General features: G+C 73.7%; 14 protein-coding genes. 5 read left to right on the top strand and 9 right to left on the bottom strand.

Annotated elements, in window-relative coordinates; translation table 11 throughout:
• The first annotated feature begins 28 nt into the window (after window positions 1-28).
• Window positions 29-1,528 (top strand): LCP family protein, encoded by a 1,500-nt coding sequence (locus E1288_RS30740; protein ID WP_132491376.1) that lies wholly within the window; start codon window positions 29-31, stop codon window positions 1,526-1,528.
• 309 nt (window positions 1,529-1,837) lie between these two features.
• Here E1288_RS30740 and E1288_RS30735 read toward each other — a convergent pair whose 3' ends face one another.
• Both E1288_RS30735 and E1288_RS30730 read right to left on the bottom strand, forming a co-directional pair.
• Window positions 1,838-3,010, bottom strand: coding sequence for an MFS transporter (locus tag E1288_RS30735; protein WP_132491373.1), 1,173 nt, complete (start codon window positions 3,008-3,010; stop codon window positions 1,838-1,840).
• Between the two features lie 37 nt (window positions 3,011-3,047).
• The gene (locus E1288_RS30730; protein ID WP_132491370.1) at window positions 3,048-3,596 is read right to left on the bottom strand and encodes a Chromate resistance protein ChrB; all 549 of its coding nucleotides are present in this window, start codon (window positions 3,594-3,596) and stop codon (window positions 3,048-3,050) included.
• Window positions 3,597-3,691: 95 nt separating this feature from the next.
• On the opposite strand from E1288_RS30730, the gene E1288_RS30725 reads away from it, so the two are divergent.
• The 4 genes from E1288_RS30725 to E1288_RS30710 all read left to right on the top strand — a co-directional run bounded on the left by E1288_RS30725 (window position 3,692) and on the right by E1288_RS30710 (window position 8,415).
• The gene (locus E1288_RS30725; RefSeq protein ID WP_132491367.1) at window positions 3,692-4,321 is read left to right on the top strand and encodes a carbonic anhydrase; all 630 of its coding nucleotides are present in this window, start codon (window positions 3,692-3,694) and stop codon (window positions 4,319-4,321) included.
• 70 nt (window positions 4,322-4,391) lie between these two features.
• Window positions 4,392-6,764, top strand: a complete 2,373-nt coding sequence (locus tag E1288_RS30720; RefSeq protein ID WP_132491364.1) for a wax ester/triacylglycerol synthase domain-containing protein — start codon at window positions 4,392-4,394, stop codon at window positions 6,762-6,764.
• A complete protein-coding gene (locus E1288_RS30715) occupies window positions 6,761-7,681 on the top strand; it encodes a DMT family transporter (protein WP_132491361.1) in 921 nt (306 codons plus the stop codon). Before E1288_RS30720 ends, E1288_RS30715 begins: the two co-directional genes overlap by 4 nt.
• Window positions 7,672-8,415, top strand: coding sequence for an SDR family NAD(P)-dependent oxidoreductase (locus tag E1288_RS30710; RefSeq protein WP_235883914.1), 744 nt, complete (start codon window positions 7,672-7,674; stop codon window positions 8,413-8,415). The genes E1288_RS30715 and E1288_RS30710 overlap by 10 nt, the downstream gene beginning before the upstream one ends.
• A gap of 1 nt (window position 8,416) precedes the next feature.
• On the opposite strand, the gene hpnH is transcribed toward E1288_RS30710, so the two are convergent.
• From hpnH to hpnC, 7 genes are read right to left on the bottom strand one after another with little or no spacing between them, the layout of a single operon-like run.
• Window positions 8,417-9,418: an adenosyl-hopene transferase HpnH gene (gene hpnH, locus E1288_RS30705; RefSeq protein ID WP_132491358.1), complete on the bottom strand. Its 1,002-nt coding sequence runs from the start codon at window positions 9,416-9,418 to the stop codon at window positions 8,417-8,419.
• Complete coding sequence (locus E1288_RS30700) at window positions 9,418-10,023, bottom strand: phosphorylase family protein (RefSeq protein WP_132491355.1); 606 nt, start codon at window positions 10,021-10,023, stop codon at window positions 9,418-9,420. The genes hpnH and E1288_RS30700 overlap by 1 nt, the downstream gene beginning before the upstream one ends.
• Window positions 10,024-10,025: 2 nt before the next feature.
• On the bottom strand, window positions 10,026-11,933 hold the full coding sequence (gene shc / locus E1288_RS30695; RefSeq protein ID WP_268951902.1) for a squalene--hopene cyclase: 1,908 nt from the start codon (window positions 11,931-11,933) through the stop codon (window positions 10,026-10,028).
• On the bottom strand, window positions 11,930-12,931 hold the full coding sequence (locus tag E1288_RS30690) for a polyprenyl synthetase family protein (protein ID WP_132491352.1): 1,002 nt from the start codon (window positions 12,929-12,931) through the stop codon (window positions 11,930-11,932). The genes shc and E1288_RS30690 overlap by 4 nt, the downstream gene beginning before the upstream one ends.
• Complete coding sequence (hpnE, locus tag E1288_RS30685; RefSeq protein ID WP_235883913.1) at window positions 12,928-14,289, bottom strand: hydroxysqualene dehydroxylase HpnE; 1,362 nt, start codon at window positions 14,287-14,289, stop codon at window positions 12,928-12,930. The genes E1288_RS30690 and hpnE overlap by 4 nt, the downstream gene beginning before the upstream one ends.
• Window positions 14,286-15,149, bottom strand: coding sequence for a presqualene diphosphate synthase HpnD (gene hpnD / locus E1288_RS30680; RefSeq protein ID WP_235883912.1), 864 nt, complete (start codon window positions 15,147-15,149; stop codon window positions 14,286-14,288). The genes hpnE and hpnD overlap by 4 nt, the downstream gene beginning before the upstream one ends.
• Window positions 15,146-16,054, bottom strand: a complete 909-nt coding sequence (gene hpnC / locus E1288_RS30675; RefSeq protein WP_132491346.1) for a squalene synthase HpnC — start codon at window positions 16,052-16,054, stop codon at window positions 15,146-15,148. Before hpnC ends, hpnD begins: the two co-directional genes overlap by 4 nt.
• Window positions 16,055-16,093: the final 39 nt, after the last annotated feature.

The following is a 16,093-nucleotide window of genomic DNA, read 5'->3' as shown; positions in this document are numbered from 1 at the left end:
CGCCAGGGGCGCACCCGCCGGAGGTACCGTGCCACCGCACCGCAACGCCCGCGCGGCCGCCCGCCGACCCGTCGCGCGCCGCCCCGCGCCGCAGGCCCGGCGCTCCGCTGCGCGCGCCCGCGCGGGTGCGCGCGCAGCGGTGACCATGCTGTCGGTGCTGATCCTGGTGGTGACGGGATACGCGTGGTCCAACTACCGGCACCTGCTCGACGGCCTCGCGACCAGCGACGTCATCGACGGGGCCGGCGCCGACGGGGCGACCGACGTCCTGCTGGTCGGCATGGACAGCCGGACCGACGCGCACGGCAACCCGCTTCCTGAGGCGGTCCTCCGGGAGTTGCGCGCGGGCGCCAACGACGCGGCGCTGACCGACACGATCATCCTGCTGCACATCCCCAACGACGGTTCCAGCGCGGTCGGCTTCTCCTTCCCGCGCGACGCGTTCGTGCAGATCCCCGGGTTCGGCCGGCACAAGATCAATTCCGCGTACGGCCGGGGCAAGGAGGCCGCTATCGCGGCGCAGAACAAGCGCGGCACCACCGATCCCGCGGAGCTGGCGCGGCTGGGCGGCGACGCGGGGCGCAAGCTGCTGGTGCGCACCGTCGAGCAGCTGACCGGCGTGTCGATCGACCACTACGCCGAGGTCAACCTTCTCGGCTTCGCGCGGATCACGGAGGCGGTCGGCGGCGTCCCGGTGTGCCTGCTGGCGCCCGCGCGGGACACCTACTCCGGCGCGAACTTCCCGGCCGGGCCGCAGACGATCGCCGGCACGGACGCGCTCGCGTTCGTCCGCCAGCGGCACGGCCTGCCGCGCGGCGACCTGGACCGCGTGGTGCGCCAGCAGGCCTTCCTCGCCGGGCTCACGCAATCGGTGCTCTCCGGCGGCGTGCTGGCCAACCCGGCCCGGCTGCGCGACCTGATCAGGTCGCTGCAGGAATCCGTGGTGCTCGACCGGGACTGGGACGTGCTGGCGTTCGCCGACCGGCTGCGCGGGCTGGCCGGCGGCGCGGTCCGGTTCACCACGATCCCCATCGAGGACGCCGACTACGAGACGCCGGAGGACGGCGACGCCATCCTGGTCGATCCCCGCAAGGTGAAGGCCGCGATCAGCAGCACGATCGACCCCGCAACGGCCGGCGCCGAAGCCGATTCGGCGGTTGACGTGCTCAACGCGACGAAAACGTCGGGGCTGGCCCAGCGGGTGCGCACCGAACTCGCCAACCGGGGCGTGCCCGTGAGCCAGGTCGGCAACGCGCCGTCCGGAGCGGAATCGGTCGTGCGCCACGGCCAGGACGGCGGCGAGTCCGCCGAGCGGATCGCGTCGCTGCTCGGCGGCCTGCCGGTCGAGGCCGACGGGTCGCTGCCCCGCGGCCGGGTCCAGGTGATCATCGGCAGCGATTACCACGGGCCCGCCGCGCCGGGTTTCGCGCCGCCCGGCGCCGTCCGGCTCGACGGCCCGCACCGGCAGCAGGCCACCGGGACCGGCGCGGAGCCGATCACCGCCGACGGCGTCCCGTGCGTCAACTGAGCGAAGAGCGGGAAAGCCGGTGGTGAGGCGGCCCCCTCGCCCGTCTCACCACCGACCGGCTCGACTGGTGGCTACCCCCAGTGAACAAACCGCCAGCCGGTGGGGCCACCTACGCCGACCCCGCCCCGGTTGTCGGATGTTCGCGTGGGGCACGTCCGCCCGGACTCCGGACACCAAGCGAGCATCCATCCTCGATCAACGGCAACCGCTCAACAGCCCCAACACCATGCGACGGCTGTGGTCCGGAGCGAATCACCGCTCGCCCACGATACGCCGCGACGACGTTGGTTGCGAGGTCAAAAACCGGCCTCAGCGACGCGCCCGGGTGCCCACCCACAACGCCGCAACCAGCACCAGCAGCACCGCGGCCAGAACGGCCAGGCCCAGCCCGAGCGAGGCCGCGGCGGCGATCGCGCCGACCAGCAGCGGGCCGCCCGCGTCGCCCAGCTCGCGCCCGACCTCCGCCGAGCCCATCGTCTGGCCGAGCCGCTCGCGCGGCGTCGACGCCGCCAGGTGCGCGAAGCCCAGCGGAGTGACGACGCCGGTGCCGACGCCGATGGCGGCCGAGGCCACGAGCAGCCCCGGCAGGCCGGGAACCACCGTCGCCGCGAGCAACCCGACCGCCGCCACCGCCAGTCCCCCGGTCATGCCGGGCACCTCGGGCAACCGTCCCGCATCGCGCGCCCGGCCCACCCACGGCTGCACCAGCGCGGCGGTCGTCGCGAGCACCGACACCGCCGCGCCGGTGGCCAGCGGGCCCAGCCCATCGCCCGCGCCCACCACCGGCAGGAACCCGACGCCCACCGCCAACGCGGCCGTCGCACCGGCCAGGGCCGCCGTCGGCCGCAGGAATCCGGGCGCGGTCAAGCGGCGGCCCAGGTCGAGCAGGGTCTGCCGGGTCCGCGGCAGCGGCGGCACCTTCGGCACGATCAGCACCGCCCAGGCGAGCACCGCGAGCCCGAGCGCCGCCAGCGCGCCGAAGAGCAGGTCGAACCCGCCCAAGGTGATCAGGACGCCGCCGAGCACCGGGCCGAGGGCGTAGCCGAGGCCCTTCCAGGCGCCGTAGCCGCCGAAGGCGCGCCCGTGCTGGGAGTCCGGCGCCAGCCGGGCGACCAGCGTCCCGGCGGCCGGGGAGAACGCGGCGGCAGCCGCGCCCTGGCCGAAGCGGGCGAGGCCGACCGCAGCCGGGTCACCGGCGAGGACGAACGCCGCCGAGGCCGCCGCGAACGCGAGCAGGCCGCCGATCAGCACCGGGCGCGGGCCGATCCGGTCGGTGACCGCGCCGAAGACCGGCTTGAGGATCACCTCGGCCCCGTCGTAGATGGCCAGCAGCAGGCCGAGCGCGAGCAGCGAGGCGAAGCCCGTGTAGGCGCCGAGTCCGGCGGCGATGCTGTGCGCGCCGAAGGCCGTGACGAATCCGGCCGCGTACAGCGGGAGGACCTGCCCGACCCCGTGTCGGGTCACCGGCTCGGTGCCGGACATCCGACCGCCTCCTCGTCGCCCGCGCTGGCGCATCCGGTCACATCTGGTGCAGGGCTTGGAAAACCTGCTCGGTGTAGTCGGCCAGCCGGTCGGCGCAGTGCTGCAACTGCTTCTGGGCCTCGGCGGCCGCCGGGGCGCCGAAGACGTCGCGCGCCTTGAGGTCGCGGTGCCAGCGGCGCAGCCGCTCCAGGCTCTGCTCCTCCTCTTCGAGCTCGGCCATGGTGAGCTTGCCGTTGCGCAGTTCCTTGTCGATCTCGGCGTCGAACTTGCCGCAGTCGGCCAGGAATTCCGACCACTCCTCCTGCCGCTCGGCCGTGAACATCTCCGCCAGCCGCGCCGAATCGGGTTCCTCGCGCCCGGTGGCGGCCAGCACGACGACCTCGCCGGAGCCGCGTTCGGCGAGCTCGATCGCTCGCGCCACCCCGCCCGCGACGCCAGGCACGTCCGGCAGCGTCCAGGTGCCCTGCCCCAGCGAGAGCGCACCGACCCGGCGCAGCTCCCGCCACACCGCCACGCGGTGCCGCGACGGTTGCGCGGGCAGCCGCACCACGAGGACCAGCCAGCGCGTCGGGTGTTCATCTGTCACGGAACAAAATGTATCAGGTGTTACACGACGTGATGTCGCCCATACGGGGCACGCGGGCCGGGTCTTTTCGAACCCACGTGCGTTAGCGTTTCGGCATGCCGAATCAGCCGTCTTCGCCCGCCCACGCCTACGAAGTGATGCTGGAAGGCAACCGGCGATTCGTCGAGAACGAGTTCCTGCACCCCAACCAGGACGCCGACTACCGCGCCTCCCTCGCGCCGGGTCAGCGCCCCTTCGCCGTCCTCTTCGGGTGCTCCGACTCCCGGCTGGCCGCGGAGATCATCTTCGACCAGGGCCTCGGCGACCTGTTCGTGGTCCGCACGGCCGGTCACGTCATCGGCGCCGAGGTGCTCGGCAGCATCGAGTACGGCGTCGGCGTGCTCGGCGCGTCCCTGGTGGTGGTGCTCGGCCACGACTCCTGCGGCGCCGTCACGGCCGCGCGGGAGGCGTGCATCGAGGGCACCGCGCCGCAGGGCTACATCCGCGACGTCGTGGAGCGCGTGACGCCGAGCGTCCTGGCCGCCCGCGCCGGCGGTGCCACCGAGGTCGACGACATCGTGGACGTGCACATCCAGCGCACCGGCGACCTGATGCTGGAGCGCTCCGCGCTGCTGGCCAACGAGGTCGCCGCCGGGCGCTGCGCGGTAGCCGGACTCTCCTACCGGCTCGCCGACGGCACCGTGCGGCTCGTCGGCAGCCACGGCCCGCTGCTGCCCGCGGACTGATCGGACCGGCCGATCCCGGTCGCCCACGTTAGCCTGCGAAGGCACGGGTCGGGCGAAAGGATCGAGCCTGGTGACCGTCCAGCCGCGTCGAGTGCTACTGATCAGCGCCACCATCGGCGAGGGGCACAATGCGACCGCCAGAGCCGTCGAGGAGGCGGCCCGGCGGGCGTGGCCGGGGTGCGAGGTGTCCTGGCTGGACGCCCTGCGCGCGATGGGCCGGTGGGTGCCCGCGACGTTCAACTGGATCTACGTCACCAACGTCGAGTCCACGCCGTGGCTCTACGACTTCTTCTACGACTCGCTGTGGCGCTACCGCTGGTTCGCCAACGCCTCCCGCCGGTTCGTCGGCGCGTGGAGCGGGCGGCGGCTGCGCCGCGCCATCGCCGCGCACGACCCGGACCTGATCGTCTCGACCTACCCGCTGGGCACCGCCGGGCTCGACCGGCTGCGCCGCCGGGGCGGGCTCGGCGTGCCGGTGGCCGCGGTGGTCTCGGACTTCTCGCCGCACCCGTTCTGGGTCTACCCCGAGGCCGACCTGCACTACGTGATGAGCGACGCGAGCCTGCGGGCGATGCGGCGCGCCGAACCGGACGCCGTGGGCGCGGTCTGCGTGCCGCCGGTGGTGTCGGCGTTCCGGCCTGCGGACCGGGCGGCGGCACGTCGGTCGTTCGGGTTGCCGGAGACCGGTTTCACGGTGCTGATCTCGTGCGGCTCCCTCGGCTTCGGCTCCGTCGAGCGCGCGGCGGACGCGGCGCTCCGGGCCGGTGTCGACCGCGTCGTCGTGATCTGCGGGCGCAACGAGGCGTTGCGGCGGCGCTTCGCCGCGCGCGCGGACGACCGGATCGTCGCGCTGGGCTGGGTGGACGAGATGCCCGGTCTGCTCGCCGCCGCGGACGTCGTGGTGACCAACGCGGGCGGTGCCACGGCTCTGGAGGCGCTCGCCTGCGGGCGGGCCGTGGTGATGTTCGAGCCGATCGCCGGGCACGGACGCGCGAACGCCGAACTGATGGCCGATGCGGAGCTGGCCGAGTTGTGCCCGCGCGAACACGACCTGACCGCGACGCTGCGCCGCTGGGTCGCCGAGCCGCACCTGCTCGCGCAGCGGGAAGACCGAGCTCTCAAGCACAGTCAGGCCGCGGACTTCACAGACCAGGTGGCCGCGCTGGCACAGCTGCCCCGCCACCACGGCCGCCGCCCGCTGCGCCCGCAGGACGCCTTCTTCGTGTACGCCACGACCCCTGCCGTCTCGCAGCAGACCGGCGCGATCCTGCAACTGGACGGACCGCAACTGTCCACACAGGAATGTTGCGAGGAGATCAGCAGCCGGATCGCCCAGCGCGCGCGGGGATTGCCGATGCTGACCCGCCGCCTGGTGCTGCGCCGCGGTCGACGGCCACAGTGGACTCCTGATGACGAGGTGGACGCCGGGGGCCACCTGCGGTGCCTCGAGCTGCGCGACGGGCGGCCCGCGGACCCGGTCGTCGAGGAGTTCTTCAGCACCCCGGTGCGCACCGACCGTCAGCCGTGGGAACTGCTGCTGCTCAACGACATCGACACCGGCCGCGTCCTGCTGCTGGCGAAGATGCACCACGCGCTCGGCGATGGCGTCGCGGTCACCAGCACCCTGCTTCGGCTGCTGGCCGACGGCCCGCAGCCGACGACATCACCGAGCTCCGGGAGTAGGCCGTGGCACCGCCGCGCCGCGAAGGTCTTGCGCGGCCTGGTGAGCTTGGCCGGTGCCGGGCCCGCGCCGGCCAGCCGTCTGGTGGGGCGCAGCACGCCGAACCGGTCGTTCGCCGACGTCGAGTTCCCGGCCGCCGACGTGCGCGCCAGCGCACGCTCGCACGGGGTGAGCAGCACAGCGTTCCTGCTCGGCGTGGTGGCCGAGGCGCTGCACCGGACTCTCGGCGACACCACTGCGGGCCAGCGGTTCCGGGTCATGGTGCCGCGCACCGTCCGAACCGCGCGCGGCGGTGCGGGCACGAGCGCGCCCGGCAACCACACCGCGTCGATGTCGATCGACCTGCCGGTCGGGCCCATGTCGCCGGCCCGCCGCGTCGCCGAGGTCGCCGCCGGGCTCGCCGAGCCGGACCGCACCGGCCAGACCGCGGCGGCCGGAGCCGTGCTCGCTGCTCTCGGCGTCCTGCCCGCGCCCCTGCACGCTTGGGTCGTGCGGCAGATCTACCAGCGTCGCTTCTTCAACGCCGTCGTTTCCGTGCTACCCGGGCAGCGGCGGCCCGCGCACATCGGCCCGCTGCGGATCGCGGGTGTGGTGCCGGTGCTGTCGCTGGCCGACGGCGTGGGCGTGGCGGTCGGCGTGATCGGCTGGGGCGACCGGTTCGGCGTCGGGATCACCACCGACACCGGGCTGGCCCCGCGGGCCGTCGCGCTCGCCGGTCACCTCCGCGACGCCTTCGCCGATCTGCGGGGAGCGCGGCGGTGAGCACGCAGGGCACGGTGCTGGTCATCGCCGTTCCGGCGGCGGTCGTCGGCGCGGCCAGCTTCGGGCTGGCCAGCGCGATCCAGCACCGCGTCACCAAGCAGGTCCCCGAGGTGCGCACCCTGAGCCCTCGCATGCTGTTCGACCTCGTCCGCAAGCCGATCTGGGTGCTCAGTATCGTGACCGTGCTCGTCGGGCTGTCGCTGCAGGTGGTGGCGCTGGCCTTCGGCCCGTTGGTGCTGGTGCAGCCGTTGCTGGTGACCTCGGTGCTCTTCGGCGCGGGCTTCGCGGCGCTGCTGGCGCACCGCAAGATGGACCTGGTGCTGGCGCTGGGCGGGCTGGCCTGCGTGGGCGGGCTGTCCGCCTTCCTCGTGCTGGGCCGCCCGTCCGGGCAGGGCGCCGAGTTCACCGGCGCGTCGATCCTGCCGCTGGCGCTGGCGCTCGGGCTGCTGGTGGTGCTGTCGCTGGTGGCCGCGCGCTGGTTGCCCGGCGAGGTCGGGGTGATCGGCATGGCCGTGGCCACCGGCGTGCTGTACGGGGTGACGGCCGGGTTGATCAAGGTGGTGGCCGGGCAGTTCCGCAGCGGCGGTCTGGCCGAGCCGTTCCAGCACTGGACGCTGTACGCGGTGTGCGTGATCGGGCCGATGGGCTTCCTGCTGAGCCAGCAGACCTTCCAGCGGGGCCGGCTGATGTCGCCCGCGCTGGCCGTGATCACCACCGTCGACCCGCTGGTGGCGGCCGCGATCGGGGTGAACTGGCTGGGCGAGCGGATCGAGTCCTCCCCCGCGATCCTGGCCGGCGAGATCATCGCCGTCGTGGTGATCATCGGCGGCATCGTGGTGCTGACCCGCCGAGGCGAGCAGCTGCGCCGCGCGATGGAGCAGAACGACCGCGACGCGGGAGATTCGACGTGGGGCTGACGCGGCCCGCGGGGCTGCCGGTGCGCGGGCGGACCGCGCTGGTCACGGGCGCGTCCTCGGGCATCGGCGCGGCGACCGCCGCTGAGCTGGGCTCGCGCGGGTGCCGGGTCGTGCTGGTCGGCCGCGACGAGCGCCGGTTGGCCGAGGTCGCCGGGCGCACCGGCGGCCAGCCGCTGCCCGCCGACCTGACCGAGTCGGCCGGGCTCGACCGGGTAGCCGCGGCCGCCCGCGAGGTCGATCTGCTGGTGCACAGCGCGGGCATCGGCTGGGCGGGCGACCTTGACTCGATGCCGGCGGAGCGGATCGCCGCGCTCGCGGCGCTGAACCTGACCGCGCCGATGCTGCTGACCCGCGCGGCGCTCCCGCAGCTGCGGCGGCGGCGCGGGCACGTGGTGTTCGTCGCCTCGATCGCGGTCGTGGGAGTGCCCGGCGAGGAGGTCTACTCGGCGACCAAGGCGGGCCTGCGGGCCTTCGCCGCGGGCCTGCGCCACCAGGACGGCATCGGCGTGACCACGGTCTTCCCCGGCGCGGTCCGCACGCCGTTCTTCGCCGGCCGCCGCTACGACCGCCGCTTCCCGCGCATGGTCGGCCCGCGGGAGGTGGCCGAGGCGCTGGTGCGCGGCGTGGAGCGCGGCGAGGCGGAGGTGTTCGTCCCCAGGTGGCTCGTCGCGCCCGCCCGGCTGCAGGGTGCGCTGCCGGGCACGTTCCACCGCCTCGCCCGGCGCTTCGGCTGAGTCAGCCGCGCACGGCGCGGATCGACTCGCGCAGCGAGCCCATCGTCGCCAGCACGGCGGTCGGTTCGTAGCCGCAGTGCGCCATGCAGTTGGCGCAACGCGGATCGCGGCCGCGGCCGTAGGCGGACCAGTCGGTGTCGGCCAGCAGCTCCTGGTAGCTGCCCGCGTAGCCGTCGCTCATCAGGTAGCACGGCCGCTGCCAGCCGTACAGCGAGTAGGACGGGATGGCCCAGGCCGTGCACTGGAAGTCGGCCTTGCCCTCCAGGAAGTCCAGGAACAGCGGCGAGTGGTTGAACCGCCACTTCTTGCGCCGCCCGTCGGCGAAGACCTTCCGGAACAGCTCGCGGGTCTCGGCGACGCCGAGGAAGTGCTCCTGGTCGGGCGCCTTGTCGTAGGCGTAGGCAGGCGACAGCATCATCTGGTCGACCCGGAGGTCGTTGTTGAGGTATTCCAGCACCTCGATCACCGACTGCGGGGTGTCGGAGGTGAAGAAGGTCGAGTTGGTCGTGACCCGGAACCCGCGCCGCTGGACCTCCTTGACGTTTTCCACCGCCTGCGCGAACACGCCCTGCTTGCACACCGAAGCGTCGTGCCGCTCCTCCAGGCCGTCGATGTGCACGGCCCACGCGAAGTACGGCGACGGCCGGAACTTGTCGATCTTGCGGGGCAGCAGCAGCGCGTTGGTGCACAGGTAGACGAACTTCTTGCGCTTGATCAGCTCGTCGACGATCACCTCGATCTCGGGGTGCATCAGCGGCTCGCCGCCCGCGATGGACACCACCGGGGCACCGCACTCCTCGACCGCCGCGATGGCCTGCGCGACCGGCATCCGCTGCTTGAGCATGCTCGCCGGATGCTGGATCTTGCCGCAGCCCGCGCACGCCAGGTTGCAGGCGAACAGCGGCTCCAGCTCCAGGGTCAGGGCGAACTTCTCGCGGCGCGCGAGCTTCTGCTTCACCAGGTAGGCGCCGACGCGGATGGCCTGGCGCATCGGAATGCCCATCAGGACACCTCCTCGGGTGCGACGAATCGGTTCTCGGGCAGGACGGCCCGGCCCCAGCGCGGCAGGCACGAGCCGACGGCGTGCAACCGGGCGAGCGCGGCCAGCGCCCGGCTTGGTGTGCCGGGCCGGAGCAGCGGCTGCCGCGCGGTGTCGACCACGACGCGCACGACGCCGAGCGGCCGCCCGCCGGCGGCTTGGGCCAGCACCGCGGACTCCATGTCGACGGCGAGCGCTCCGGTGCGGGCAAGCTCGCCGCGCCGGGCACCGTGCACTAGGTGGTCGGCGGTGACGATCGGGCCGCAGTGCACCGGGAATCCGGCGCGGCGCAGGTGCGCCGCCAACGACGCCGCCGCCGGGCAGTGCACCGTGCCTCCGCGTCCGCGGAGCTCGTCGGCCACGATCACGTCGCCGCTGCGGACCTCGGCGGCGACGCCGCCTGCCAGCCCGGCGACGACCAGCACGTCGAAGTCGGCCCCGGCCAGCGCGGCGGCGGCGCGTGCGCTGCGGCGCGGGCCGCATCCCGTGCGGCGCACCGCATCCCGGCCCAGGGCCGCCCGCAGGGCCTGGGCTTCGAGGCCCAGCGGAGCACAGATCAGCAATCGCATCGCTAGCCCCCGGCCGCGTGGTACCGCCCGAGCGCGGTGAGCGGGAAGATCACCCGGTACAGGTGGTAGTTGATGTAGAAGTCGCCGGGGAACCCGGTGCCGGTGAACTGCGGCTCGTCCCAGCCGCCGTCGGCTCGCTGGGTGCGCGCCAGGTACTGCACGCCTCGGCGTACCGCTTCGGTGTCGTGCTGCCCCACCGCCAGCAGCGCCAGCAGCGCCCACCCGGTCTGCGACGCCGTGGAATCGCCCCGGCCGATCCACTCCGGATCGTCGTAGGAGCGCAGGTCCTCGCCCCAGCCGCCGTCGGCGTTCTGGTGGTCCTCCAGCCACCGCACCGCCCGCCGCAGCGCGTGGTCTCCGGGGGCGAGCCCGGCCCGCACCAGCGCCGGAACCACGGCGCCGGTGCCGTAGACGTGGTTGGCGCCCCAGCGCCCGAACCAGGAGCCGTCCGCCTCCTGGTTGTCCAGCAGCCACCGCACACCCCGCCGCAGCACCTCGTCGTCGTGGCCCAGCACTGCCAGCGCCTCCACCACGTGGGCCGTCACGTCGGCCGACGGCGGGTCGATGACCTCGCCGAAGTCGCAGAACGGGAGCTTGCGCACCAGCTGGCGGGTGTTGTCGGCGTCGAAGGCGCCCCAGCCGCCGTCGGCGGACTGCATGCCGCGCAGCCAGCGGACGCCGCGCTCCATCGCGCCGCGCACCGCCGCGCGGTCCGGGTGGTCCACCCGGTTCAGCGCGAGCAGCACTTCGGCGGTGTCGTCGATGTCCGGATAGCCGTCGTTGTCGAACTCGAACGCCCAGCCGCCGCCGGGCGGCAGGTTCGGGCGGCGCACCGACCAGTCGCCCTTGACCTGGATCTCCTCCGCCAGCAGGAAGTCCACCGCCCGGAGCATCGACGGGTGATCGCCGGGCACCCCCGCGTCGCGCAGCGCCTGCATGCCGAGCACGGTGTCCCACACCGGCGACTGGCACGCCTCCAGCCGCCGCACCGGACCGGCCGGGGTCTGCTCGCGGACCAGGAAGCGGTCCAGCCCGGCCAGGCCGTGCCGCAGCACCGGGTGGTCCAGCGGGTAGCCGAGCAGGTGCAGCGCCAGCAGCGAGTACACCCACGGCGGCTGGATCCCGCCCCAGGAGCCGTCGGCCTCCTGCCGGGCCACGATCCACTCCGCCGCGCGCCGCATCGCGTGCTCGCGCAGCGCCTTGACCGGTCTCCGGTGGTAGCGGTGCAGGATCCGGTCCAGGGAGTGGAAGGCGTACTTCCACGACCACTGCGGACGGACGCGTTCGGCGGGCCGGCCGGTGCGCAGTTCGCGGACGGTGATGCCGAGATCCCGGCGCGGCCGCAGCGTGCACACCACGGTCAGCGGGACCACGGTCTGCCGCGCCCAGCAGCCCCAGTCGGCCACGTTCAACGGGAACCACTTGGGCAGCAGCACGAGTTCCGGGGGCATCTCGGGCAGTTCATCCCAGGACCACTCGCCGAACAGCGCCAACCAGATCCGGGTGAACACCCGGGTGGCCTCCAGGCCGCCCCGCGACAGGATCCAGCTGCGCGCCGCCACCATGTGGCCGGCGGCCACGTCGTCGCCGGCGAGCTTGAGGGCGGTGTAGGCCTCCACCGTGGTGGACAGGTCGCCGGGGCCGCCGTGGAAGTTCGCCCAGGTGCCGTCGGCGCGCTGCTGCGAGCGGATCCAGCGGGCGGCCTGCTCGGTCTCGCCAGCGGTGCGGATGCCGAGGAACTGCCGCAGCAGCAGGTCCTCGACGTCCATCGTCACGTTGGTCTCCAGCTCGCCCTTCCACCAGCCGTCGGGGTGCTGCAGCGAGAGCAGGTGGTCGCGGGCGGCGGCCAGGGCGGTCCGGGCGTCCGCGACGGGGACCGCGCGGGCGGCCTGCTGCAACTGATCGGTCAAAGCTTCCTCCGCACGATGAATTCGGCCAGCTCGGTCAGGGATTCGGTCGCGGCGCGCTGCCCGTCGGGCAGCCGCTCGTGGGCGGCGGCCAGCCGCCGCTCGCACTCCAGGCGGGTCCACTCCGCCGAACCCGCGCGCTGCACCATTTCGGCGGCTTCGTGCAGCTGGTCCTCGGTGAGCGGTTCGGCCTGCGCGTACAGCTGGAGCAGCCGCTCCCCTGCCGCGGTACCGGAGCTCAGCGCGTGCACGACCGGCACCGACTTCTTGCGGGTGCGCAGGTCGGAGAGCACCGGCTTGCCGGTGACCTCGGGGTCTCCCCAGAGCCCGAGGAGGTCGTCGACGAGTTGGAACGCCATCCCCAGCTCGGTGCCGAAGGCGTGCAGCCGGGTCACGGTTTCCCTCGGCGCGCCGACGAAAAGGGCGCCGATGGAGGACGCGCACGCGAGCAGCGCGGCCGTCTTGTCGTGCGCCATCCGCAGGCATTCGTCGAGCCCCACCGCCGCACGGCGCTCGAAGTCCAGGTCTGCGGCCTGGCCCGCGATCAGGGTGCGGGTCGCGGTGGTCAGCGACAGGGCGGCCGCCGCCGCCTGCCGCGACGGTGCCTCTAGCAGGATCTCGGTGGACAGCGCGAGGAGCGCGTCGCCGGCCAGCAGCGCGGCCGGTTTCCCGAAGACGGTCCAGGCGGTCGGCCGGTGGCGGCGGGAGGTGTCGCCGTCCATCACGTCGTCGTGCAGCAGGGAGAAGTTGTGCACGAGTTCGACCGCGGCCGCCGCCGCTACCGGATCCTCCGAGGCGACGCTGCGCGCGGACAGCAGCACCATCGCCGGCCGCAGGGCCTTGCCGCCACCGCCGTCCGGCGTGCCGTCGGCGTTGCTCCAGCCGAAGTGGTACTCGCACACCCGGCGGGTGTCCGGGTCGAGCCGGGCCACCGCCGCGCGCAGCGCCGGATCCACCGCCTCCCTGGCCGTGTGCAGGGCTGGTGGCAGGACGGTCGTCATGCGGTCACCTCCATGCCGCGTTGCGATCGCTGGTCGAGATCCACTACCTCAGCGGCGTGCGTGCCGCTGAGCACCGCTCCCTCCGTCGTGTCGGGCCAGCCGGTGGCGGTCCACGCCCCGGCGAGCACCAGACCGGGCACCGGAGTGCAGGCCGAGGGCCGGATCGCGGCGGTGCCGGGCGCCTGCCGGAAGGTCGCGTTGGGTTCGCGGGTGACGAAGAAGTCGAGGACTCGCGCGGCGCGGGCGTGCGGGAAGACCTGCCGCAGCGCGGGGACGAACAGGTCGTGGAGGTCCTCGGTGCGGGCGTGGATGTGCTCCTGCGCGGCGGACAGCGAGATGGCCAGGTACTGCCCGCGCGTCGCGCCGGAGATGGCCGTCCGGTCGAAGATCCACTGCAACGGCGAATCCAGCACCGCGGCCATCTCCAGCCCGGTGACCCGGCGGTCGTAGAGCACGTGCACGTTGACGATCGGCGCCGCCGACAACCGCTCCCACGCCGCCACGCCCGGCACGGGCAGGTCCGCCACGAGCGGCGCCGCCGCGCGGTGCGGCACGGCGACGACGACCGAGTCGGCGGTCAGCACCGAGTCACCGGTCCCATCCCGCACCGGAATCCGGAAACCCGTGCCCGAGCGGTGGATCGTGCGCGCCTTGCAGCGGACCCGGACGTCGACTCCGGCCGCCAGCAGCGCGCGATGCGCCGCCTCGCCGTGCAACTGCCCGAGCGGCACCTGCGGAATCGCGATGTCGGCGCTGTCGGTGGAATCCAGCACGCCGGTGCGGAAGACCTTCGTCGCCAGGGCCATCGACGCGTCCTCCGGCTCGGCGTTGAGCGCCGCCACCGCCAGCAGCCCCCACAGCGCGTCGACGGCGCGCGGTGACTCGCCGCGCTGCCGCAGCCACTGCCCGAGGCTGATGTAGTCCAGCGCAGGATCGTCCGGGTCGAGCCGTCGCAGCGCCAGCGCGGTGCGCGCCACGCGCGCGCGTTCCGCCACCGTCAGCATCCGGTAGTCCAGCAGCGACGGGGCCAGGTGCGCCGGGGCCGGGAGGTTCCAGCGGCGCAGCACCGAAGGCCGGCCGACGGGGCTCAGGACCGGGACGTGGAACCGGGGTTGCATGCTGATCGAGTCGGCCACGCCGAGCCGCCGCAGCAGGCCGCGGTAGGCCGTGTAGCAGCGCAGGAACACGTGCTGCCCGGTGTCCACCACGAGCTCGCCGCGCACGAAGGAGTAGGTCGCGCCGCCCAGCCGCGGCCGTGCCTCCAACAGCCGGACCTCGAAGCCCAGTTCGGCGCAGCGCAGCGCCGCCGTCACGCCGGCCAGTCCGCCGCCGACCACCACCACCCTCCCCCGGTTCACGGCGCCATCCCCGCCAGCGACCGCGCCGCGACGCCCGCCTTCCGCCAGCCGGACAGTGAGGTCCGCTGCTCCAGCGCGGCGCGCGGGTCGGCGGCGATGCGTGCCAGCAACTCGTGGTAGATGCCGGCCATCGACGCGCAGCACGCCCGGCTGCGCCGGTCGAGCATGGGCAGCAGGCGGAGCCCCTCGGCGTACCACTGCTCGGCGCGGGCGGCCTGGAAGCGGATCAGCCCGTCCCACCGCTGCGGGTCCTCGACCGCGCCGTTGCCCGGCTCCAGCCGGACGCCGAACCGCGCCAGGTCGTCGGCGGGCAGGTAGACCCGGCCGGACAGCTGGTCCTCGCGGACGTCGCGCAGGATGTTGGTCAGCTGAAGGGCGACGCCGAGCGCGTCAGCGCGCGCCTCTGCGATGGCGGGATCGATGGTGCCGAACACGCCCAACGACAGCCGCCCGATCGAGCCCGCCACGCACCGGCAGTAGTGCAGCAGCTCCTCGAAGGTGCCGTACCGCACGCCGCGGACGTCGGCCTCGCAGCCGTCGATGAGCTCGTCGAAAGCCGCCAGCGGCACCGGCAGGCGCGCGGCGGAGTCCGCAAGCGCCACCAGCACCGGGTCGGCGGCGTCGGTGCTAGCCGCGTGGACGGCCCGGCGGGCGTCCTTGAGCCGCCGCAGCTTCTCGTCTCTCGGCAGATCGCCGTCGCCGATGTCGTCGACGCGGCGGGCGAAGGCGTAGACGGCCGACAGCGCCCGCCGCTTCGGCACGGGCAGCAGGCGGATCCCGTAGGAGAAGTTCCGCGCCTGTTCCCGGGTGATCCGCTCGCACTCCAGGTAGGCGTCCCGAATCCGGGCCCAATCGGTCACCAGGTTCCCCCCAACACGTACAACCGCCCCCATTCGGCGAACGTGCGCCACCGCCCCGGCCGCACGTCCACGCGCAGCGGGTCGTGCTTCGCCGCGGAGAACGCGGCCGCGGTGGCGCGGCCGCCCGCGACGTAGCCGGCGACCGCCACCCGGGCCATCCCGGACAGCTCGCCGACCAGCGGCGCACCTGCTTCGAGCATCCGGCGCGCGCGGTCCACCTCGTACCTGATCAGCCCGCACAGCCGCGTCGAGGCGCGGTTGGCGAGCAGGTCCTGCTCCTGGCAGCCGAAGCGGCGCATGTCCTCGGTCGGCAGGTACACCCGGTCCTGCTGGTAGTCCTCGGCGATGTCCTGGCAGTGCTCCAGGACCTGCAACGCGCTGCACACCCGGTCCGACAGCGTGATCAGCGTGGGTTCGGCGCGCCCGAAGACGTGCAGCACCGCTTCGCCCACCGGGTTCGCCGACAGCGCGCAGTAGTCGAGCAGCTCGGTGAAGGTGCGGTAGCGCCGCACCCGCTGGTCCTGCCGGTTGGCGTCGATCAACTTGACCAGCACGTCGTACGGGATGGCACACTCGGCAACCGTGGGCGTCAGCGCCTGCAGCATCGGGATCCGGGCCGTTGCGTGGTAGGCGCGCTTGAGATCGACTTCCAGGAAGTCCAGCAGCGCGGCGCGGTTGCCCGGCGCCTCGTCCCCGGCGTAGTCGACCAGCCGGAAGAAGCCGTACAGCGCGTGCAGGTGTCGCCGCAGCCCGCGCGGCAGGATCCGGGAGGCGACCGGGAAGTTCTCCGACCGCATCCGGGCGAGCACCGCGGCACTGCGCGGAAAATCACCCGAACGTGGCATCCCGTCCGCGTGTTCGGAATCCCCGCCGGTCACCGCGCCATCAGGCAGCGACAAGACCATCGACCCCTCCTCCTATCCGCCGGCGCAGGAGGCGCAAAC

Origin of the sequence: Saccharopolyspora elongata (genome assembly GCF_004348985.1) — a bacterium.
Lineage (GTDB): Bacteria > Actinomycetota > Actinomycetes > Mycobacteriales > Pseudonocardiaceae > Saccharopolyspora > Saccharopolyspora elongata.
This window is presented reverse-complemented; position numbering and strand designations above follow the sequence as displayed.